Below are 19,476 nucleotides of genomic sequence, written 5' to 3'. Positions count from 1 at the left end.
CAAACTGCTGACGGTGCAGCAGAAGTTTTTTGCCTGCAGGCTAGGACGTACGCGACGTCAACCAGATGGTGAAGGCGATGATGACACCCAGGCCGGCAACCCATACGAAGAGGCCTTCGGATACCGGTCCAAGGGAACCAAGCTCGGCTCCACCGGGCGAACCGTTGGCTTCGATCGTCTTCAGGAAGGTGATGATGTCGCGCTTGTCTTCAGGCGTGATGTTCGAATCGTTGAAGACGGGCATGTTCTGCGGACCCGTGGCCATGGCTTCGTAGATGTGAGCTTCGCTGACACCTGCCAAGCCGGGAGCGAACTTGCCGCGGGTCAACGCGCCGCCAGCGGCTGCAGCGTTGTGGCACATCGCGCAGTTGACTCGGAAGAGCTCGCCGCCCTTGGCTGCGTCTCCCTTTCCGTCGAGGAGCTTTTCCTCGGGAATGGCCGGACCTGCACCGAGGGAGGCAACGTAAGCAGCGAGCTGCTTGGTCTGTTCCTCGTTGAACTGGGCGGGCTTCTTCTGGGCCTGGGGGCCGCTCATCTGCATGGGCATACGACCGGTACCAACCTGGAAGTCAACAGCAGCAGCACCCACGCCGACCAGCGAGGGGCCGTCGTTGGTTCCACTTGCACCCATGCCGTGGCAGGTGGCGCAGTTGGCGGCGAAAAGCTTGCCGCCTTCTTCTACGTCACTGGCGCTGTAGCTAGTGGTGTCGGCCTTGGCCTGGTTGACGGTTGTGGCAACGGCGTAGAGCCCACCAGTGAGGAGGAGGCCCATCAACAGCAGCGCTATGGCTGCCAGTGGGTGACGTCGCTTCTGCGAGAGTGCCTTCACGTGGTGGTTCCTTTTTTCGATCCTGCGTCGGCTCCGGGAGCCGCTTCTTTAAATTCTGCCTCTTGTAGAAAAAGAGTCAAAGCTGGGGCTTACTTGAGGACGTAGATGACCAGGAAGAGGCCGATCCACACTACGTCGACGAAGTGCCAGTAGTAAGAGGTGACGATTGCCGACGTCGCTTCGAAGTGTCCGAACTTCTTGGCTGCAAAGGCGCGCCCAATGATGAACAGGAACGCGATCAAACCGCCGATGACGTGGAGGCCGTGGAAGCCGGTGGTCATGTAGAAGGCGGAACCGTAGGCGTTGGACGACAGGGAAACGTGCTCGGAGACGAGCATGGCGTATTCCGTGGTCTGGCCGGCTACGAAGAAGGCACCCATGATGAACGTGAGGACAAACCATTCAGTCATGCCCCAGCGGGTGAACTGCAGCGGCCTGCCGGTCCGGCGGGGCTCCAGCCGCTCGGCGGCAAAGACGCCCATCTGGCAAGTAAAGGAACTTGCCACAAGGACGATGGTGTTGACGAGCGCAAACGGGAAGTTGAGCTTGGCCGTCTCCTCGGCCCACATCGTTCCGGATGTGGAGCGCAGGGTGAAGTACATGGCAAAGAGGCCGGCGAAGAACATCAACTCACTGGACAGCCAAACTACGGTTCCAACAGAAACCAAGTTGGGGCGGTTCAGCGTCGGGTGCGCCGGGGTACTGGGGGCATGGGTCGCAGATGTCACAAGGACATTATGTCTGTAAAAGTCCAGAGTTCCCAATGCAAACCACCGATTCGGGAGACTTTTTCTACAAAGACGCGAAATCGCGCGGAAAAGTTCCCGGCCCGGTTCACATTGGTCATCGGCGTGGCTGGCTCGATAGCATCAGGGAGTGACTTCTCCGGCATCGGCACCTGCAGCCAGCAATACCTGGCCAGGGCTCATCTCAGCACTGATCAACGGCGACGACCTTGCGGTGGCCAACACTGAGTGGGCCATGAACACGATCATGTCCGGTGAAGCCACGCCTTCCCAGATTGCCGGCTTCCTCGTGGCGCTTCGCGCCAAGGGCGAGACTGTCGAAGAGTTGGCCGGCCTTGTCGAAGCCATGGTCCAGCACGCCAACCCCATAGACATCTCCGGGGAGAAGCTGGACATCGTTGGCACGGGAGGAGACCGCCTCAACACGGTGAATATTTCCACCATGGCCGCTCTAGTTGCTGCCGGCGCGGGGGCCAAGGTGGTCAAGCACGGTAACCGGGCGGCATCGTCGACGTCAGGTTCAGCCGATGTCCTGGAAGCGTTGGGCGTACGCCTGGATCTTTCGATTGAGCAGGTCGCCAGGAACGCCGAAGAGGCGGGAATCACTTTCTGTTTTGCCCAGGTCTTCCACCCGTCCTTCCGGCACACCGCCGTTCCCAGGCGGGAGCTGGCCGTTCCAACGGCCTTCAATTTCCTGGGGCCGATGACCAACCCCGCCCATGTGCAGGCATCAGCTGTTGGCGTGGCGAACGCCCGAATGGCCCCGTTGGTGGCTGGCGTACTGGCCCGGCGTGGTAGCCGCGGGCTGGTGTTCAGGGGTGACGACGGCTTGGATGAACTCACACCCACGGGGCCGTCGACGGTCTGGGAGATCAGGGATGGAGCTGTCACCGAGCAGGTGTTCACTCCTGCGGACCTGGGTATAGGTCCGTCCACAGTTGCCGACCTTAGGGGTGGCGACGCCGCCGCCAACGCTGCCGTGGTCCGGGAGGTCCTTGAAGGTAAGGGCGGTCCCGTGCGGGACGCCGTTCTCTTGAACGCGGCAGCGGGGCTGGTGTCCTTTGACCTTCAGGCTGACGGCGGCCTGGTGGAGCGCATGCGTGCCGCTTTCGCGCGGGCAGCAGAATCTGTTGATTCGGGTAAAGCGGCCGCCGTCCTGGAGAAGTGGACTGCGCTCAGCCAGAGCTGATGACGGATTCGGCGTCGTTTATTCGAAGCCGAGTGCGAATGCCGCATCGAGGTCGTGCTGCGAGTAGGCGCGGAACGCAATGTGGGTGGTGGTGTGGACCACGGAATCAACCTTTGACAGCCTGTCGGCGATGACATCGGCGAGCTCTTCATGCTTTGTTACCCTGGCGACCGCGATCAGGTCCCATTCGCCCGTCACTGAGTAGACCTCGCTGATGCCTTGGATGGCGGAGATTTGCTCGGCCGTCTCCGGGATGCGCGAGGCGTCGGTCTTGATCAGGACGAAAGCGGTGATCACGTGGGGCCCTTCCGGAAAAGCATCATTGCGGACGCTTTCCAGCCTAGTGCATCCACCATGTCCGAGGCTGGATCACACCCGGCTGTGCCGCTTGCGCACCACGCGCATCAGCAAGGCCACCAGGGCCCGGTATCCCAGCAGGAAGATGGCGAGGCTGATCAGGGCTACCAGTATGAAGGGCAGTACGACTGTCTGCCCGGTGGCGGCCCTCAGCAGCATTCCCACCACTACCGTGCCCAACCAGATGCCCACTCCGGCAGGCCATATGGAGAGAGGGGCCCGCCAGGCCCGCAGGACCAACCATGCGACCGCGGCCCCGGCAAGGAAGGGCCACGCCGTCGTGAAGGCCCCGGTGACAATATCGCCACGGGCGTGCGCGTCGCGACCTATGGCAGCGAACACAAGAATCAACAAAACATCTGCGATTGCAGCAGGGAGCCACAGTTTGACTGGGGAAGACATGCCTCTGACAGTAGCGGGCATTGCCATCAGGCGAGAAGTCGCGCCCGGTCATTGTGGTGGTGAAAGCCCTGGCATTAGCCTCGGACAGGGGACAAGGAGTTCCCGGGTTCCTTGGAGGGGTGGCAGATGCAGAAGATTTCCACGTGTTTGTGGTTCGACGGCCAGGCTGAGGAGGCGGCACAGTTCTACACATCGACCTTTGACAACTCATCGATGGGGCCGGCCACGCCCGGGCCTGGCGGCAAGGCGCTCACCGTTGAATTCGAGATCGAGGGCAGGCAGTTCATGGGCCTCAACGGCGGACCCATGTTCAGGTTCAACGAGGCGGTTTCCATGGTGGTCCATTGCGACTCCCAGGAGGAGGTGGACCGCTACTGGGATGCCTTGCTGTCCGGGGGAGAGGAGAGCCAGTGCGGCTGGCTTAAGGATCGGTTTGGCCTGTCGTGGCAAGTTGTTCCCACCGCGATGGCCGGGCTGTTGAACGGACCGGACCGGGAAGGTTCCCAGCGCGCCATGGAAGCGATGTTGAAGATGCGCAAACTCGATATCAACGTCCTCCAGAAAGCTTACGACGGCGGGTGAGGAACCATGGGGGACAGGCGCTGGAAGCGCTGCTAGCATGGCCGCACGGTGACGTATTCACGCACCTGGCAACCATGAGGAGAACTGACCGATGACAACGCGCCTCAACCCGTATATCTCGTTCCGGGACAATGCCCGGGACGCAATCACGTTTTACGAATCCGTCTTCGGCGGAGAGTTGAACATCAGCACTTTCGGTGACATGCAGGGGAGTCAGGATCCTGCAGAATCCGAAAAGGTCATGCACGCCATGCTGGTCACCCCGGGTGGGCTGACTCTCATGGCGGCTGACACTCCGAACGGAATGGAGTACAACCCAGGCGACAATATCTCTGTGTCGCTCAGTGGTGAAGCGTCGGACGAAGCCGAGTTGCGGGGCTTCTGGGACAAGCTCGTCGACGGCGGTACGGTCACTGTTCCGCTCGAATCGGCGCCCTGGGACGACACTTTTGGCATGTGCGTAGACAAGTTCGGTATCAACTGGTTGGTCAATATCGCAGGAGACCAGCAGCAGCAGTAGCCCTACGCGACCGCCATCGATGGATGCCCCGCCCGGGTCCCGGCGGGGCATCCGGGCGACTGCTTCAGCCGATCCGCCTACCGTCCGCGGAAAGTCGCTTGCCCATATGTTTGGGCGTGCGCAACACAATTGAACGGTCCATGATCTCGGCGAAAGGAAGCCTTTCACCGAGCTGCCGTTCCAGCACGGTCATATCTTCGATACGGCGCAGCCAGACCATCATCAATATGGAGTAGAGTCCACCCGTGGTGGCCACGAACCGGACCTCTTGGAGGCCCACGAGCCGTCCGGCGACTGCTTCAACCTGGGTGACGGGAACGCGCAGAAAGTACCACACGGATACGGGCCACGGCGCGTAGGCACGGGCCACCTCCAGACGCACAATGAGGCGTCTTTCAGCAAGAATCGTTGACAGGGCCTTCTTCGCCCGAACAGGGCTGATGCCAGCCTGCTGGGAGATGTGGGCGACGGAAGCCCGGCCATCGTCGCGCAGGATGGCGGCAACCTCATTTTCCACTTCCGACGGCACACCCCGCTGGGCGGCAGCTGGCTGGGGGAGTGCGAGCTCGAGTTGGGTGATTTCCCGTTCCTGCAGCGAACGCAGCCTCCATTGCTGCGCGTCCGCGAGCAACCTGATGCCACGGTGCGTGCGGGTACTTGTTATGCCTGCCACAGCCGGGAGCCTGTCGAGGACGAAACGGCCCAGGTCAGCATCCGACTGGCATAGCAGAGTGAGGACGAGGTCCCGTCCGCCAGCCGTCTGGTCAATGGAAAGGACCTCCTCATCGTCTGCGAGGTCCGCAGTGGCCGGAGCAATGCTCGCCGGTGCGCAGGCAATCTCGATGATGGCGCCAGTGTATTTCGCCCCGGGCCCGCGATACGACGTGACCCAGGCCAGACCGGCTTCCTCCAGTGCACCCCAACGCCTGGCCAGTGTCACGGCGTCGGCGCCCACTATCGGAGCCAAAGCAGCCCACGGTGCACGAGGACGAATCTGCAGGGCGTGGAGAAGCCGGAGATCCCGCTCATCGAGATAATATTCCTGCATTTTTCCTGCTCTTTCAGCAAAAAACCTGCGTTTTGAGTGTATTCAACCACTCATTGCCTAGGTTTGGGGCCGCCCCACCTGAAAGGCCTCCCCATGTCCACTTATCTTGCCGAACCAGCCAGCACCGCAGCGCGGGATCATGCCTCCAACGCCCGCCGTGGGCGGGGGAGAGGTGGGCTTGGGGAACCGTCCGATGGGAGCCGAACCGACGCCCTGCTGGTGGGCGCTGTACGCCAGGGTGACCTTTCCGCGTTCGCCGAACTGTACCGACGCCACTCCGCTGTGGCAGGATACGTGGCCAGGGCGGAGTCCGACGCGGGCAATGACCCGGACGATGTCGTCGCGGAAGCCTTCAGCTCGGTGCTGGCGTCGATGGCCAAAGGCGGCGGACCGCAGGAGTCCTTTCAGGCGTATCTGACGACAGCTGTCAGGCGCATCGCGCACCGGCGCAACGTGCAGGGCCGGCGTCGCGCAACCCTGGGATATGGCAGTGCCATGGACTCCCTGGTCCTCAACGAGGACTCGTCCATCAGGGCTTTCGAATCCACGACGCTGATGAGGGCCTTCCATTCGTTGCCGGTGCGCTGGCAGGCCGTTCTCTGGTGCGTGGAGGTCGAAGGCCTGAAGCCGGCGGCAACGGCGCGGGTAATGGAACTGAGCGCCAACGGGGTTTCTTCGTTGCTCATCCGGGCACGTGAAGGGCTCCGCCAGGCGTATCTCCAAGAACATGTGACCGTGGCGCCCGACGATCCATGCATTGACTTCTCCCGGCATTTGGGCAAATTCGTCAGGAACGCTGTCCGCAAGGCCGCACGGCAACGGGTTGATCACCATGTGGCTGTGTGCCGCCGTTGTCATGAGGCAGTTCAGGATCTCAAGGAAACCAATGCGGGTATGACGGGGGCCTGAGGGGAGCCCCGCTTTCGCTTTACTTTACATAATGTAGATTATCGGCACTAAAAGCACGGGAGTAGAAGTAGCTGCGAGAACTCCCGTCTCCTGAAGAATTCAGCGTTTCCGCAGGTCAGAAGCAGTGTTGCATACCTTCATGATCAAGCGCGCGTCATCTGGATTTGATCCACTACGGCGCCGAACGACCTGTTCGAACCGTTCGTTGAGATGCGTGCCGCGGCGACAGCCAACGCACCGCAGCGCAGCGAAGACCTCGGAATCCAACCAGGTAACCCGATCGCCAAGCGCATCCGCCTCGTCACGCCCGAGGACGGTGAGTAGGCCACGCAAAGCAGAGGACCCGATCCGCTGGCCGGTCCCCTGCAACCGCTGCGGCCAGCACCACCAAACCGTCGCGCGGTGGCCGGACGGCGGAGTCTGCGGCTACTGCTACCAGCAAGCCAAACGCACCCGAGGAATCTGTGCTTGCGGACACGAAGGCGTCCTGCCCGGAATTATTGATAACCAACCCGCCTGCCGTCGATGCTCAGGCATCCAACTCAACATCGACTGCGTGAGCTGCGGAGCCGAAGACGAACTTCACAGCGGCGGGCGCTGCTGGACCTGCGCCCTCGGCAATGTCGTAGAGGACCTGCTCACCGACCCGGCCACGGGAGCCATCGCCAACGATCTGATCCCGCTGGCGGCAGCGCTGAAGTCGATGAAACGGGCCAACAGCGGCATGACCTGGATCCGCCAAAAGCACGTCACCGCGTTCCTTCGCAACCTCGCAGTCGCACCAAAGATCACCCACGAAATTTTCGACCAATTACCCGACTCACGCACCCGCCAATACGTCCGCGGACTCCTCACAGAACACGGGGTGCTCCCCCAACGCGACGAACTCCGGATGCGCTACGACAGCTGGGCCGCACAAGCCCTCGAACGCGTCAGCGACCCTCATAACCTTGACGCGATCCGCCGCTACATCCGCTGGCACCACCAACGACGAATGAACCTCATGGACGAAGTCACCCGCGGCACCTTCCTTCGCTCCAAACAGGAAGTCACTATGGCCATCGACCTCCTCAACTGGCTCACGGGCCACAACATCAAACTGCCCGAGCTGCAGCAATCCCACCTCGACGTATGGCAGGCAGAAGGGCCCACAACCCGCCGCATTGCCGAGCGCTTCCTCAAATGGGCCATCAAAACCAAAGCCGCCCCAGCCGGGCTCACCATCGTTCCGCACCGCCGCGGCACCAGCCCGAGACTCGCTAAGCCCGGACAGGACGAAGCTCTCAAACGAGTCATCGACGCCGACGGACTAGAGACGCGTGACAGAGCCGCCGCGATCCTCATCCTCGTTTTCGGACAACAGGCCGAAAACATCGCACGGCTAACCTGGAACGACGTAACCATCACCGAAGAAATGGTCACCATCCAGCTCGGGACAATCCAGATCGCCCTGCCGGATCCACTGGCCCAACCATGGCGAGAACTCGCCGCAAACCCTGGCCACGACCTGACCGCCTCACACCCCAATACCAAGTGGGTGTTCCGCGGAGCCTCACCCGGACGACACATCCATCCAGGCCACCTCACAACTCGCCTCAGCAAGTTGTTCAGCACCCGCGCCGCGAGGCTCGGAACCCTCCACGAACTCACCAAACTCGCACCCGTGGCCATCATCGCCGAAACCCTCGGCTACTCCCCCACAACCATCGAACGCCACGCCACCGATTCGGCCTCCGCTTATGCCCAATACATCGCTGCAGCAAGAGCTGTCAGGCAAAACCCCTAAAAACCCCATCACTCTCGGCCGTGTCGGCGAACTCTTCCCAGTCCATGTTGGCGATGTTCAAGTTGTTATCGACTCCCCAAAGTTCACTGGCTACGCACCGGAACGGTTCATGTGACAAGTCGGCCAAGTCAACTACCAACACCGGATAGTCCGGTTCAAGAGCGGCACTGTCCATAATGAAAAGAACGACTGCTTGTTCGTCGGTTGCAAGTGCGGCACGACGGACCTGCTCCCAATCAGCGTCTTCCCAGGCATTATCGTCAACGACTTCCACGTAGGCACGGAAACCGTCTTCGTTTTCAGTCAGGACAACGGACAGCGCATCGGCCCAAGCTTTGGCATCGGCGTAGCTCGTGCGGACCAAAAGTGAATTCTCTGTGCTTGGAAGGATCGGCATGCCGTTATCCAACCATGCGAATCAGGGGCGGTCCCAGAAACGACTCGATGTTGTTTGGGCCCGGGTGCTACTCCCGGACCATGAATACCCGTGCATGCCAGTTTATATCGAGAGACGGAAGTGGGCGCCCTTAGGTCCCGGCAGTTCCCGGATTGCCCAAGCCTGACGCGGCTTTCTTCTGGATCTCCGCAGCTCTGGTTGAGTAGTCAGCGATGATCCGCAGCTCGTCGTCGCTGTAACCCTCAAGCAGTCGCCCGAGTCCGTCCATGAAGTCGACGAAATACGGTGTCGCAGCGGTGACCTGGTCACCGATCAGCTCGATCAGTACCTTTCGTTTGTCCTCGTCGCTCCGGACCCTTCTGGCAACTCCCTTGGCCTCGAGCCGCTGCATGAGGCCGGTGACCGAGGCAGGCGCCAACCCTGAATGCTGTCCGAATTCCCCTGCTGTCATGGGCCCAAAGCGCAACAGGATATCAATGGCTTTTCCCTCCGTGGCGGACAATCCGCGCAGCTCGGACAGCTTGGTGTGGAACATGACGGCGGCCGTCGATAGCTCTCTTCCGGAGGTGAAAACAGCCTCCATCAGGGCTTGCCGGTTGGCGCTGTGGCTGGCTTCGGATTCCATGGGACGAGGCTAGCAAGTTATTTCGTTTTCCCGAAAGGATTGCGCTCTGCACGCCTGCAGCTATATATTTCGTTTGTCCGAACGAAATAAAATGGGAGCAGGACATGATGAACTGTTTGGTCATTGGGGCTGGGATCGCGGGGTTGGCCTCCGGAATCGCACTGCAGAAGGCCGGGCATCGGCCGGTCATCCTTGAAGCCTACGACGCACCCTCCGACGGTATTGGCGGCTTCCTCACAGTTGCCGTCAACGGCTTTGACGCGTTGGAAACCCTTGGCCTCAAAGACGCCGCCTGTCGCTTGGGTTTCAGCACTCCCCAGATGTCCATGTACCTGGGCAGCAACGGGAAGCACCTCATCGACTTCGACTATGGCGGCTCCTTGCCGGACGGCACCACCGCCCGAACCATGACCCGCTCGGAGCTGTACGGCATGTTCCGCGAAGAGGCCAGCCGACGTGGCATCGCCATCGTGTACGGCAAACGGCTCACCGCGGTGGAAGAACGGCCCGACGGCGTGACCGCAGTTTTCGCCGACGGAACCTCAGCCACCGGAGACGTCCTGATCGGTGCCGATGGACTCAACTCGAAGGTGAGGGACCTCATCGACCCCTCCTCCCCTGCGCCCAGGAACATTCCGCTGCTCAACACCGGCGGCATCGTGCCAGCCGGAGTCCTCCCTCCGGGAACGGTCGATGTGGAGGTTGGCCGCATGAAGATGGTTTTCGGAAAACGCTGTTTCTATTGCTACATGCGGGATCCCGACGGGAGGGTGTGGTGGTTCGCCAACCCGCTGGAACGGTCCTCGGAAGATCCTGCCTCCTTGGATGCCAGGGCCCGCAAAGCGTGGCTAACGCAGCTCGTGGAACGGGATCGCACGCCCATGGCTGCGATCCTTGCCGCGACTGAGGACGTCATCCGGCCGTATAGGACCTCCGACTTTCCGGGCATCCCCCGCTGGTGGCGCGGAAGACTGGTCCTGGTGGGAGACGCCGCCCACGCGGCATCGCCGTCCTCCGGGCAAGGAGCGTCCATGGCCATAGAGGACGCCGTTACGTTGGGGCGCGCCTTGCGTGGCGCAGGGCCGGAGTCAATAGCGGAAGCCCTGGCCCGTTACGAAGCCGAACGCAGGAACCGGGCGGAGCTGGTGGTCCAGTGGGGGCGACGGAACGCAGCACCGAAGATCAGGGGCCAATTCAAGCGGGTGTTTGAGGACCTGGCCCTGCCGCTGGTATTTCGTGCGCTCTCGCGCAAGTCCGCTGCCAATTTCGACTGGCTGTACCACCACCACATCGACTGGGACACGTCAAGCACCGTGGGCTCCTGACGAAGGGACCTACCAGCGAACTGACGAAAAGCTCAAGCGCCCACGTAGGCAGCCAAGTGCTTTCCCGTCAGCGTCTCCTTGGCGGCCACAAGGTCAGCCGGCGTTCCGTTGAAAACGATCCTGCCGCCGTCGTGCCCTGCTCCCGGGCCAAGGTCGATGATCCAGTCAGCATGTGCCATGACGGCCTGGTGGTGTTCGATAACAATGACCGATTTGCCGGACTCGACCAGGCGGTCAAGCATGCCAAGGAGGTTCTGAACATCGGCCAGGTGCAGGCCGGTGGTTGGCTCGTCAAGGATGTAGATGTCGCCCTTCTCGGACATCTGGGTGGCCAGCTTGAGCCGCTGGCGCTCACCGCCGGACAACGTAGTGAGCGGCTGCCCGAGTGTCAGGTAACCGAGTCCGACGTCGGCCAGGCGGTTGAGGATTTTGTGGGCGGCGGGAGTGCGGGCGTCACCCTCGGCGAAGAAGCGTTCGGCATCCACGACGGACATTGCAAGCACTTCTGCAATATTGCGCTCACCGAGGGTGTATTCGAGGACGGCTGCCTGGAAGCGCTTCCCGTCGCATTCCTCGCATGTCGACTCGACAGTAGCCATGACGCCAAGGTCGGTATAGATCACGCCGGCACCGTTGCACGTAGGGCATGCGCCTTCGGAGTTGGAACTGAAGAGCGCCGGCTTCACACCGTTCGCTTTTCCGAATGCTTTTCGAATCGGCTCCAACAGGCCGGTGTACGTGGCCGGGTTGCTTCGGCGTGAACCCCGGATGGCGCCCTGGTCGATCACCACGACGCCGTCACGCGAGGCAACTGAGCCATGGATCAGCGAGCTTTTGCCCGAACCAGCCACGCCGGTCAGGACGCAGAGGACACCCAAGGGGATATCGACGTCGACATTTTTGAGGTTGTTGGTGGACGCGCCGCGGACCTCGAGCTTGCCGGATGCGGGACGAACGGAGGCCTTGATGGTAGCCCGGTCATCGAGGTGGCGACCCGTGATCGTGTCGCTCCCCCGCAAGCCCTCAACGTCGCCTTCAAAGCAGACGGAGCCGCCACCGCTGCCTGCACCCGGTCCGAGATCGACCACGTGGTCGGCAATGGCGATGGTTTCGGGCTTGTGCTCCACAACAAGAACGGTGTTGCCCTTGTCCCGTAATTGCAGCAGGAGTTGGTTCATTCGCTCAATGTCGTGAGGGTGCAAACCGATTGTTGGTTCGTCAAAAACGTAGGTGATGTCCGTCAGGGAGGATCCCAGATGGCGGATCATCTTGGTCCGCTGCGCCTCGCCCCCGGACAGGGTGCCGGCCGGGCGATCCAAGGAGAGATAGCCAAGGCCGATTTCGGCGAAGGAGTCCAGGAGGTGCTGGAGGCCCTTCAGCAGCGGCGCAACGGAGGGCTCGTCGATGCCCCGGATCCAGTCAGCGAGATCACTGATCTGCATGGTGCAAACATCCGCGATGCTCTTGCCCTTGATCTTCGACGACCTGGCCTCGGGGCTGAGCCGGGTGCCGTCACACTCGGGGCAGGTGGTGAAGGTAATGGCCCGTTCAACAAAGGCGCGGATGTGCGGTTGCAGGGCGTCGACGTCCTTGCTGAGCATCGACTTCTGGATCTTGGGGATCACGCCTTCGTAGGTGAGGTTGATTCCCTCAACCTTGATTTTTGTGGGTTCGCGGTAAAGGAGGTCGTGGAGTTCTTTTTTGGTGAACTTGGCGATCGGCTTGTCCATGTTGAAGAAGCCCGAACCGCTGAAGATGCGTCCGTACCAACCGTCCATGGTGTAACCCGGGATGGTGAGCGCGCCTTCGCTGAGTGACTTGGTCTCGTCATACAGGGCCGTCAGGTCGAAATCGTTGACCGACCCCATGCCTTCGCAGCGGGAACACATTCCACCCAGCCGGTTGAAGGTGGCCTTTTCCGTCTTGGTCCTGCCTTCGCCGCGCTCCACGGTGATGGCGCCACTGGCTTTCACCGTTGGGACGTTGAAGGAGTAGGCGTTGGGCGAACCAATGTGCGGGTGGCCGAGGCGGCTGAAGAGGATTCTGAGCATTGCATTGGCATCAGTGGCCGTGCCGACTGTGGACCGCGGATTGGAACCCATCCGTTCCTGGTCGACAATGATCGCCGTCGTGAGGCCTTCGAGCATATCGACGTCGGGCCGCGCCAAGGACGGCATGAAGCCCTGCACGAAGGCACTGTACGTCTCGTTGATCATTCGCTGGGACTCTGCGGCGATGGTTGCGAAGACGAGCGAACTCTTTCCGGAGCCGGAGACACCTGTGAAGACCGTGAGCCTGCGCTTCGGGATCTCGATGGTGACGTCCTTCAGGTTGTTCTCACGTGCACCCTGGACCCTGATCAGATCGTGGGTGTCGGCGACGTGCGACGCGGGAGATGATGTGTGCGTGCCCGTGGCAATACTCATGATTTCTCCATCTGTTAGGCGGCGTTGCCCAACAGTCCCCCGTTGGCGCCCCTGGCTCTCACTGGCCAGCCTCGGCCAGTAGCTTCGATTCTGCCATTGTCTTCCACGGTTTACTCGCTAAGAATGGAGCATGCCGGTATATGTGAGGTCCCTAGAAACCGCAGTTCCGCCAACTATCCTGATCCAGCAACAAGCACGGGAAGTTTTTGCGTCCCAACCGGGCTTGACCCGGCTGGGAACACGGCTCGTCTCCACTTGCTTTGACTCCGCCGCGATCGACACCCGGTACACGGCCGTGGAAGAACTGAGCCTTGACGCCCATCCCGAGAATCCCAGGTTCTTCGATCCGGAAACCAACAGGGTGCTGAGCCCCAGCACCAAGGTCCGCAACGAGATCTTCGCCACGGAGGCCACCAAGCTCTTCGTGGAAGCCGGCAAGACGGCGGTAGCCCAGGCAGCCGGCATTGACCTGGACGACATCACCCACGTCATCACGGTTTCCTGCACGGGGTTCTTCAACCCTGGACCGGACTACAAAGTGGTCCGGGCATTGGGCCTGAGCCCATCGGTACAGCGCTATCACCTGGGCTTCATGGGCTGTTACGCCGCGTTTCCGGCGCTCAAGGCGGCAAAGCAATTCTGCCAGGCCGATCCGGAGGCTGTGGTCCTGGTGATCTGCGTGGAACTCTGTTCGCTGCACGTAAGGACCTCCAATGATCCCGACACGATTATGGGGTCGGCCATTTTTGGTGATGGAGCGGCCGCTGCCATCGTCACGGCCCGTGAACCGGAAGGGCCGGATCCTGTCATTCGGCTGGACCACTTTGAGACGGTCCTCACCCCGGTGGGCGAGGAAGCGATGGCCTGGAACATCGGCGATGAAGGGTTCGAAATGGTGCTGGGTTCCTATGTTCCCCACATCATCGAGGAACACATCACGGGAGCCTTGGAGCCACTCCTGGCCAAGGAACCGCAGCTGGCCGGCCTGCCGTATCGCGACATAACGCACTGGGCCATTCACCCCGGCGGACGCAGCATCCTGGACAAAGTGGAGTCCAAGCTCGAACTCACCGAGGAACAGTTGGTCCCGGCCCGTGAGACGCTGCGGGAGTATGGCAATATGAGCAGCGCCACCGTTCTGTTCGTCCTGAAGTACATGCTGGAGCGTGATGCGGCCGAACGCGAGGAACGTATCTGCTCCATGGCGTTTGGTCCCGGCCTGACGGTGGAGACAGGCCTCTTCACGTTGGTCTCCCCCACGCTGTGAGGCCGTGGGGTTCCCTCAAGCACAGGGACCTGCACGCCGTAGAGGAAATGGACCGGCCGGACTGCGATCCCGTGCGCCTGACCCGGACCTACGCCCGCTTTCCGGTGGTCAACAGTCTCTTGTCCGGGTGGCGCCGCACCTATGAGCAACGCATCCGGCCCCTGATGTCCGGTTCGGATCCGGTGTCATTGCTGGACGTGGGCTGCGGCAGCGGCGACGTGGCCCGGAGCCTGGTGCGATGGGCGCACCGCGATGGGTTCAGGCTTGAGATCACGGCGATCGACCCGGACCCCAGGGCGTACGACTTTGCACAAAATGCGCCCCACGTCGCGGGTGTCACCTACCGGCGCGCGCACAGCTCCCAGCTGGTATCCGAGGACCGGACATTCGACGTCGTGATTTCCAACCACATCCTCCACCACCTCGACGCCGGTCAGCTCGCCGGAGTGCTGCGGGACTCAGAGCTCCTGAGCCGGCGACTCGTCCTCCACAACGATCTCCTGCGCAGCAATATCTCCTACCTGCTGTTCATGGCGGGTTTTTGGCCTCTGGGCCTCGGCTCCTACATCTGCGGGGACGGCTTGGTGTCCATCAAGCGCAGCTATACGCGTGCAGAACTGAGGGCAGCCGTTCCCGGCAATTGGACGGTGGAAGCGAACGGACCGTGGCACAGCCTCCTCGTCTACGAGTCGCAACACTTGCATGGTGCCCACAAAGCCAAAGGGACCGGCCCGGAGGAGGAAGATGCTTGACGTTGTGGTGGTGGGCGCCGGACCCGTGGGCTTGTTCATGGGTGCGTTGTTGCTGCAACAGGGCCACACGGTCCGGATCCTGGAACGGCGGCCCGCCCGGTGCCATCGGTCCCGCGCCATCGGCATCCACCCCCCGGCGCTGGGCCAGCTGGCGCGCGCAGGAGTGGCGGCTGAACTGACATCGGCTGGCGTTCACATCCGCCGTGGACTCGCCTACAGCCGCGGAAAGCGTGTAGCCGAGCTGCCGTTCTCCGGCGATCCCGACTTTCCGTTTATCCTCGCCGTACCGCAGACCGTCACCGAAAGGGTCCTGGAGGAGGCTGTGTTGCGGCTCGATCCGGGAGCCATTATCCGCGGGGCGGAGGTCACGCGCCTCGTTGAGGAGCCTTCAGGAGCCGTTAGGGTGGCGGCGGCTGTACCGGGCGGAGGCGAAGAGTTTACGGCCCGCTTGGTGGTGGCCGCAGACGGCGCGCATTCAACGGTTCGCCGGCAGATCCTGCCGCAACTGCCGGCGCGCAGCTACCCGGACAGCTACATCATGGGCGACTTCACCGACGCCACCGGCCATGGCTCCGATGCGGTGCTGTACTTGGAACCCGACGGGATTGTGGAGTCGTTTCCGCTGCCGGGCGGGGTGCGCAGGTGGGTGGTGCGGTTGGGTGAACCGGATCAAGGCACGACGGCGGCCGGGCTGGCTGGGCTGGTGGGGGCCCGGACGGGCGAGGTGCTTGACGCGACCAGCAACACCATGATCAGCGCCTTCGAGGTGCGTTCGCGCCTGGCGAGGAGGATGGTTCACGGACGGGTGGTTTTGCTTGGTGACGCCGCCCATGAAATCAGTCCGATTGGCGGGCAGGGCATGAACCTGGGATGGCTGGACGCGGCGGAACTCGCGCCAATAATGCACGCTTCCCTCATGGGGAACGACGTTGGGCGACAGCTTGCACGGTTTGAGGTGACCAGGCGCAGGACAGCGATACGGGCTTCGCGGCAGGCGGGTTTGAACATGGCGCTGGGCAGGCCGCTGCCGCCGGCCGTCATGGACACCCGAAACAGGCTTTTTGCCGCGGCCTTGGAGCTTCCTGCTGTGGCAGCGCTGGTGGAGCGGCGCTTCACCATGCGCTGATTATCCTGGAGCCGTGTAGTAGCAGTCGTAGGTGTCCTGGCTGATGATGAGCCCGTCGCGGAGCTCGAAGACGGCGGTGCTGCGGGCCCGGATGGTGTCGCCGCGATCCCAGTGGGGAAGGTCAAGAAGCAGTGTGGCCGACCAATTCATTTCGAGCACTACACGGTCACCCTGGCAGGTAGTCCGGACTACTTCGAAGGTTTGCTTCTCAACGATGTCCTTGCTGTGGTCCGCCCCGGACAGCGTCTCGGCGAGGTTGCGGGTGGAACCTGATTTGGACAGTGCGTGTGGCCACTCGGTGAGCGTGAAATCCTCGGAGAGGAACGGCCGCAGTTCAGCAGCCCCGCCGCCGGCTTCAACGGTTCTAACGAACCCAAGTACATGGTCCAAAGGGGTGGAATGGCTCATCCGTCGAGCCTAGCCCACCGTCGCGGACACCTCCGCGTTAGGCTCAAGGCATGACGCATCAACCTCATCCCGAGGCACCCAGCCCCGCCACCGACTTCAACCCCACGCAGATCAGGGATGCCGTCCGAAGGCTGCTTGACGCAGAGGGGCTTCCGACAATTGTCCAGGCGGGTCATCCTGTCCTGCGTCATGTTGCGGCCCCCTTTGATGGCCAGATAGACGACGTTGAGTTGCTGGCACTGGTTGATCGGATGCGTGAGGTCATGCATGATGCACCGGGCGTGGGCTTGGCTGCTCCGCAGTTGGGCATCCCCCTTCAACTGGCCGTCCTTGAGGACAAATACGAGGTTGATCCGGCGTCAGCAGCTGTGCGGCACCGGGAGCAGCTGGAGTTCTTCGCCATCATCAACCCGACGTACAAGCCCCTGGGATTGGAGACGGCCTCGTTCTTCGAGGGGTGCCTTTCTGTCGCCGGATACCAGGCTGTCGTGAAACGCCATCGCAACGTCGAGTTGCGGTACACCGATACGACCGGCGAGCCCGTGGAAGAGTGGTTCTCCGGCTGGCAGGCCCGCATCGTGCAACATGAAACAGACCACCTCCATGGAACCCTTTACCTGGACCGGGCCGAGATACGGTCACTGTCAGCGAGGTGGGCCGCCCCGGATATCGATGACGCGCGCAGGACCCTCGGTTTCCAGCCCTAGTTGGTGGCTCCTTGCTTTCACCGCTGAAAAGTTCTAGGCCGCCAGGTGATTGGAAGCCGTGGGAAGGTACCGCGCCCACCAGCGAAGGATGTGGTCGAAGCGCTCCTTCCGATGATGCGGGGTGCCGGAACGGGACAGTTCGTGATCCTCGCCAGGGAAGACCAGCAACGCTGTTTCCACACCTTGCGCCTTGAGCTGCGAGTAGTACCGCTGTCCCTGCTCAATCGGGCAACGAAGATCATTCTCACTGTGCACCACAAGGGTGGGTGTTTCGACGTCGGCGACAACAGCCATGGGGCTTTGCGACGCCATCTGGGCGGCCGTCCCGCCGGTGTATTCGGCGCCGAAGAACCAACCAATGTCGGAGGAACCGGCGAAGCTGACAGGGTCAAGGAACCCCCGCTCAACGATCGCGGCCTTGAACCGGTGGTCATGCGCGATGGTCCATGCGGTCAGGTAACCGCCATATGAGCCGCCCATGATTCCCACGCGGTCCTTATCCAGCGCGCCGAAGCCCGCCAGTGCGGCGTCAAGAAACGCGAGGACGTCCTGCATATCCGCAGTGCCCATGCGTTCTTTGATTGCTCGACCGTGGGCTTGCCCGTAGCCGGACGAACCGCGCGGGTTGCACATCACCACCGCGTACCCTGCCGCAGCATAAACCTGTGCTTCGTCGAAGAAAGCTCCGGTGTACTGGGCAAACGGGCCGCCGTGGATGGTGAGGAGGACCGGATGTGGGCCAGGCCCGTCCGGCAGTACAACCCAACCCTGGACAGGGTGCCCGTCACCGGAGGGCGCCTCGAATTCCCTGGGCTCAATGACCTGTGAGTCGTTCCGGAGTGCGGCCGAGAAGTCTGTGAGGAGCCGGATTTCACCACGTTCCAATGTGGCGACGTCGCCCACTGTGGCGGCGTCCGAGAAGCTGACCGCGATTTCGCCGTTCGCAGCCACTGTGGCGCCTATGACTACCCTGGCCCCGTGCACCAGCGGAGTGATATCGCCCTCTGCGGTCACTTCCAGAAGTTCGACGCTGCCGAGCGCGGTGTTGAGAACCAGCACGCTGTCGGGACCACTGGATTCCATCGGTCCTGACACATCCAAATGTTCGACGTCGGTCAGGGCTACTGCCTCTCCCCCACCGACGGGCATGACATGGAGCACGGTGTTCCGCGCGACGAAGTCCCGGCCCGTGCTACCCATATCCTGCGCAAGATAGAACAGCCACTTCCCATCGGCGGACGCGAGGACGTCCGTCACGGTTTGGCGTCCGGCGTTGGAAGGTTCGACGGCGGTCGGCTGGCCGCCGTCGGTGGCGATCCGGTAGACGGAGGTGACAAGGTCGTCGTCGTGCCCTTCATGGAGGGCCGCCACGAAGTAGAGCTCCCTGCCGTCGGCGGAGAAGCACGGGGACTCATGGTCGGAATCGCCGAACGTGAGCTGCTTTGTCGCTGGAATTCCCATGGATGGAAGCTTCGGCTGTTCGTGCGCGGCCCTGCCCCGCGGGGTGACGGCCGGTTCGCCGCCCAGCTCCGGCACCTCCACGATGAACAGTTGCTGGCGCTGGTCAGCGGTGTAGCCGAGCCCGTTCATCCTGTATTGGTTGGCAGTGATCAGGCGGGCGTCCTCGGTTCCGGAACTGACGCCGTCGACCGTTCCGTAGCGTCCCTGCTCCGGTACGCGCGAGGTGAAGGCAATGCGGTGGGAGTCCGGCGCCCACTTGAAGCCGGAGACACCCAGCTGTTGGTCCGTGATCCGCTGGGGCTCCCCTCCGGCCGCTTCCACAACGAAGAGTTGCGGTTTACCGTCGGGTTCGCTGCGGATGAAGGCCAGGACCAGTCCGTCGGGCGAGAACGCCGGGGAGGTGTCACGGAACCCGCGGGTGATCCGGCGCGAATGTTTGGTGCTGTCCAAAGGGACCGTCCAGAGCTGGCCGACGTAGCTGTCCGCGTCGAAGTCTGGCCTGGTGACGGACACGACGGCTTTGCTGCCATCAGGGTGGATGGCGGGCGCGGACACGGAGTTCAGCAAGGGCAGTTGCTCGGGTTTCACGTTGGTGAGCCTAGCCCGACGGTTGC

20 protein-coding genes are annotated in these 19,476 nt (G+C 62.2%); 10 read left to right on the top strand and 10 right to left on the bottom strand.

Annotated features, from left to right (window positions below):
* Positions 1 to 40: 40 nt before the first annotated feature.
* Positions 41 to 829: a cytochrome bc1 complex diheme cytochrome c subunit gene (gene qcrC, locus AC5RU9_RS07160; RefSeq protein ID WP_211712353.1), complete on the bottom strand. Its 789-nt coding sequence runs from the start codon at positions 827 to 829 to the stop codon at positions 41 to 43.
* Between the two features lie 89 nt (positions 830 to 918).
* Positions 919 to 1,557, bottom strand: coding sequence for an aa3-type cytochrome oxidase subunit III (gene ctaE / locus AC5RU9_RS07155; RefSeq protein ID WP_144648327.1), 639 nt, complete (start codon positions 1,555 to 1,557; stop codon positions 919 to 921).
* Positions 1,558 to 1,705: 148 nt separating this feature from the next.
* Between ctaE and trpD the strand changes: the two genes are divergently transcribed.
* Positions 1,706 to 2,764, top strand: a complete 1,059-nt coding sequence (gene trpD, locus AC5RU9_RS07150) for an anthranilate phosphoribosyltransferase (protein ID WP_494015891.1) — start codon at positions 1,706 to 1,708, stop codon at positions 2,762 to 2,764.
* An 18-nt stretch (positions 2,765 to 2,782) separates the two neighbouring features.
* Here the strand turns inward: trpD and AC5RU9_RS07145 are convergent, their stop codons facing one another.
* Both AC5RU9_RS07145 and AC5RU9_RS07140 read right to left on the bottom strand, forming a co-directional pair.
* Positions 2,783 to 3,061 carry an Lrp/AsnC family transcriptional regulator gene (locus tag AC5RU9_RS07145; RefSeq protein ID WP_211712356.1) on the bottom strand — a complete coding sequence of 93 codons (279 nt, stop codon included), beginning with the start codon at positions 3,059 to 3,061 and terminating at the stop codon, positions 2,783 to 2,785.
* Between the two features lie 72 nt (positions 3,062 to 3,133).
* A complete protein-coding gene (locus AC5RU9_RS07140; RefSeq protein WP_494015890.1) occupies positions 3,134 to 3,523 on the bottom strand; it encodes a DUF3054 domain-containing protein in 390 nt (129 codons plus the stop codon).
* A gap of 126 nt (positions 3,524 to 3,649) precedes the next feature.
* Between AC5RU9_RS07140 and AC5RU9_RS07135 the strand changes: the two genes are divergently transcribed.
* Both AC5RU9_RS07135 and AC5RU9_RS07130 read left to right on the top strand, forming a co-directional pair.
* Positions 3,650 to 4,105, top strand: a complete 456-nt coding sequence (locus AC5RU9_RS07135; RefSeq protein WP_494015889.1) for a VOC family protein — start codon at positions 3,650 to 3,652, stop codon at positions 4,103 to 4,105.
* Positions 4,106 to 4,196: 91 nt separating this feature from the next.
* A complete protein-coding gene (locus AC5RU9_RS07130) occupies positions 4,197 to 4,625 on the top strand; it encodes a VOC family protein (RefSeq protein ID WP_494015888.1) in 429 nt (142 codons plus the stop codon).
* A 64-nt stretch (positions 4,626 to 4,689) separates the two neighbouring features.
* Here the strand turns inward: AC5RU9_RS07130 and AC5RU9_RS07125 are convergent, their stop codons facing one another.
* Positions 4,690 to 5,673 carry an Lrp/AsnC family transcriptional regulator gene (locus tag AC5RU9_RS07125; protein ID WP_494015887.1) on the bottom strand — a complete coding sequence of 328 codons (984 nt, stop codon included), beginning with the start codon at positions 5,671 to 5,673 and terminating at the stop codon, positions 4,690 to 4,692.
* Positions 5,674 to 5,766: 93 nt separating this feature from the next.
* On the opposite strand from AC5RU9_RS07125, the gene AC5RU9_RS07120 reads away from it, so the two are divergent.
* Both AC5RU9_RS07120 and AC5RU9_RS07115 read left to right on the top strand, forming a co-directional pair.
* Entirely contained in the window at positions 5,767 to 6,582 is an 816-nt protein-coding gene (locus AC5RU9_RS07120) for an RNA polymerase sigma factor (protein ID WP_494015886.1), read from the top strand.
* A 316-nt stretch (positions 6,583 to 6,898) separates the two neighbouring features.
* A complete protein-coding gene (locus AC5RU9_RS07115; RefSeq protein WP_494015885.1) occupies positions 6,899 to 8,368 on the top strand; it encodes a site-specific integrase in 1,470 nt (489 codons plus the stop codon).
* On the opposite strand, the gene AC5RU9_RS07110 is transcribed toward AC5RU9_RS07115, so the two are convergent.
* Positions 8,352 to 8,765: a DUF6924 domain-containing protein gene (locus tag AC5RU9_RS07110; protein WP_494015884.1), complete on the bottom strand. Its 414-nt coding sequence runs from the start codon at positions 8,763 to 8,765 to the stop codon at positions 8,352 to 8,354. The genes AC5RU9_RS07115 and AC5RU9_RS07110 overlap by 17 nt on opposite strands.
* A 130-nt stretch (positions 8,766 to 8,895) precedes the next feature.
* Entirely contained in the window at positions 8,896 to 9,390 is a 495-nt protein-coding gene (locus AC5RU9_RS07105; protein WP_494015883.1) for a MarR family winged helix-turn-helix transcriptional regulator, read from the bottom strand.
* Between the two features lie 104 nt (positions 9,391 to 9,494).
* On the opposite strand from AC5RU9_RS07105, the gene AC5RU9_RS07100 reads away from it, so the two are divergent.
* Positions 9,495 to 10,715, top strand: a complete 1,221-nt coding sequence (locus tag AC5RU9_RS07100) for an FAD-dependent oxidoreductase (protein ID WP_494015882.1) — start codon at positions 9,495 to 9,497, stop codon at positions 10,713 to 10,715.
* Positions 10,716 to 10,747: 32 nt separating this feature from the next.
* Here the strand turns inward: AC5RU9_RS07100 and AC5RU9_RS07095 are convergent, their stop codons facing one another.
* Positions 10,748 to 13,141: an ATP-binding cassette domain-containing protein gene (locus AC5RU9_RS07095; protein ID WP_494015881.1), complete on the bottom strand. Its 2,394-nt coding sequence runs from the start codon at positions 13,139 to 13,141 to the stop codon at positions 10,748 to 10,750.
* A gap of 130 nt (positions 13,142 to 13,271) precedes the next feature.
* Here AC5RU9_RS07095 and AC5RU9_RS07090 point away from each other — a divergent pair, with 130 nt between their 5' ends.
* The 3 genes from AC5RU9_RS07090 to AC5RU9_RS07080 are packed head-to-tail and all read left to right on the top strand — an operon-like array spanning position 13,272 to position 16,286.
* A complete protein-coding gene (locus AC5RU9_RS07090) occupies positions 13,272 to 14,408 on the top strand; it encodes a type III polyketide synthase (protein ID WP_494015880.1) in 1,137 nt (378 codons plus the stop codon).
* Positions 14,405 to 15,160 carry a class I SAM-dependent methyltransferase gene (locus tag AC5RU9_RS07085; RefSeq protein WP_494015879.1) on the top strand — a complete coding sequence of 252 codons (756 nt, stop codon included), beginning with the start codon at positions 14,405 to 14,407 and terminating at the stop codon, positions 15,158 to 15,160. Before AC5RU9_RS07090 ends, AC5RU9_RS07085 begins: the two co-directional genes overlap by 4 nt.
* Positions 15,153 to 16,286: an FAD-dependent oxidoreductase gene (locus AC5RU9_RS07080; RefSeq protein WP_494015878.1), complete on the top strand. Its 1,134-nt coding sequence runs from the start codon at positions 15,153 to 15,155 to the stop codon at positions 16,284 to 16,286. The genes AC5RU9_RS07085 and AC5RU9_RS07080 overlap by 8 nt, the downstream gene beginning before the upstream one ends.
* Here the strand turns inward: AC5RU9_RS07080 and AC5RU9_RS07075 are convergent, their stop codons facing one another.
* Complete coding sequence (locus tag AC5RU9_RS07075; protein ID WP_494015877.1) at positions 16,287 to 16,694, bottom strand: nuclear transport factor 2 family protein; 408 nt, start codon at positions 16,692 to 16,694, stop codon at positions 16,287 to 16,289.
* A 50-nt stretch (positions 16,695 to 16,744) separates the two neighbouring features.
* On the opposite strand from AC5RU9_RS07075, the gene AC5RU9_RS07070 reads away from it, so the two are divergent.
* On the top strand, positions 16,745 to 17,401 hold the full coding sequence (locus tag AC5RU9_RS07070) for a peptide deformylase (RefSeq protein WP_494015876.1): 657 nt from the start codon (positions 16,745 to 16,747) through the stop codon (positions 17,399 to 17,401).
* Positions 17,402 to 17,434: 33 nt separating this feature from the next.
* Here AC5RU9_RS07070 and AC5RU9_RS07065 read toward each other — a convergent pair whose 3' ends face one another.
* Positions 17,435 to 19,450, bottom strand: coding sequence for a S9 family peptidase (locus tag AC5RU9_RS07065; RefSeq protein ID WP_494015875.1), 2,016 nt, complete (start codon positions 19,448 to 19,450; stop codon positions 17,435 to 17,437).
* Between the last annotated feature and the right edge of the window lie 26 nt (positions 19,451 to 19,476).

Source organism: Arthrobacter sp. B0316-5-4, assembly GCF_059090325.1.
This window is presented reverse-complemented; position numbering and strand designations above follow the sequence as displayed.

Bases quoted from the DNA above. Each gene is read 5' to 3' on its own strand.
- AC5RU9_RS07130 (WP_494015888.1), top strand. From the start codon at position 4,197: ATGACAACGCGCCTCAACCCGTATATCTCGTTCCGGGACAATGCCCGG.
- AC5RU9_RS07075 (WP_494015877.1), bottom strand. From the start codon at position 16,694: ATGAGCCATTCCACCCCTTTGGACCATGTACTTGGGTTCGTTAGAACC.
- AC5RU9_RS07125 (WP_494015887.1), bottom strand. From the start codon at position 5,673: ATGCAGGAATATTATCTCGATGAGCGGGATCTCCGGCTTCTCCACGCC.
- AC5RU9_RS07110 (WP_494015884.1), bottom strand. From the start codon at position 8,765: ATGCCGATCCTTCCAAGCACAGAGAATTCACTTTTGGTCCGCACGAGC.
- AC5RU9_RS07105 (WP_494015883.1), bottom strand. From the start codon at position 9,390: ATGGAATCCGAAGCCAGCCACAGCGCCAACCGGCAAGCCCTGATGGAG.
- AC5RU9_RS07090 (WP_494015880.1), top strand. From the start codon at position 13,272: ATGCCGGTATATGTGAGGTCCCTAGAAACCGCAGTTCCGCCAACTATC.
- AC5RU9_RS07095 (WP_494015881.1), bottom strand. From the start codon at position 13,141: ATGAGTATTGCCACGGGCACGCACACATCATCTCCCGCGTCGCACGTC.
- AC5RU9_RS07070 (WP_494015876.1), top strand. From the start codon at position 16,745: ATGACGCATCAACCTCATCCCGAGGCACCCAGCCCCGCCACCGACTTC.
- AC5RU9_RS07120 (WP_494015886.1), top strand. From the start codon at position 5,767: ATGTCCACTTATCTTGCCGAACCAGCCAGCACCGCAGCGCGGGATCAT.
- AC5RU9_RS07080 (WP_494015878.1), top strand. From the start codon at position 15,153: ATGCTTGACGTTGTGGTGGTGGGCGCCGGACCCGTGGGCTTGTTCATG.
- AC5RU9_RS07100 (WP_494015882.1), top strand. From the start codon at position 9,495: ATGATGAACTGTTTGGTCATTGGGGCTGGGATCGCGGGGTTGGCCTCC.
- AC5RU9_RS07135 (WP_494015889.1), top strand. From the start codon at position 3,650: ATGCAGAAGATTTCCACGTGTTTGTGGTTCGACGGCCAGGCTGAGGAG.
- AC5RU9_RS07140 (WP_494015890.1), bottom strand. From the start codon at position 3,523: ATGTCTTCCCCAGTCAAACTGTGGCTCCCTGCTGCAATCGCAGATGTT.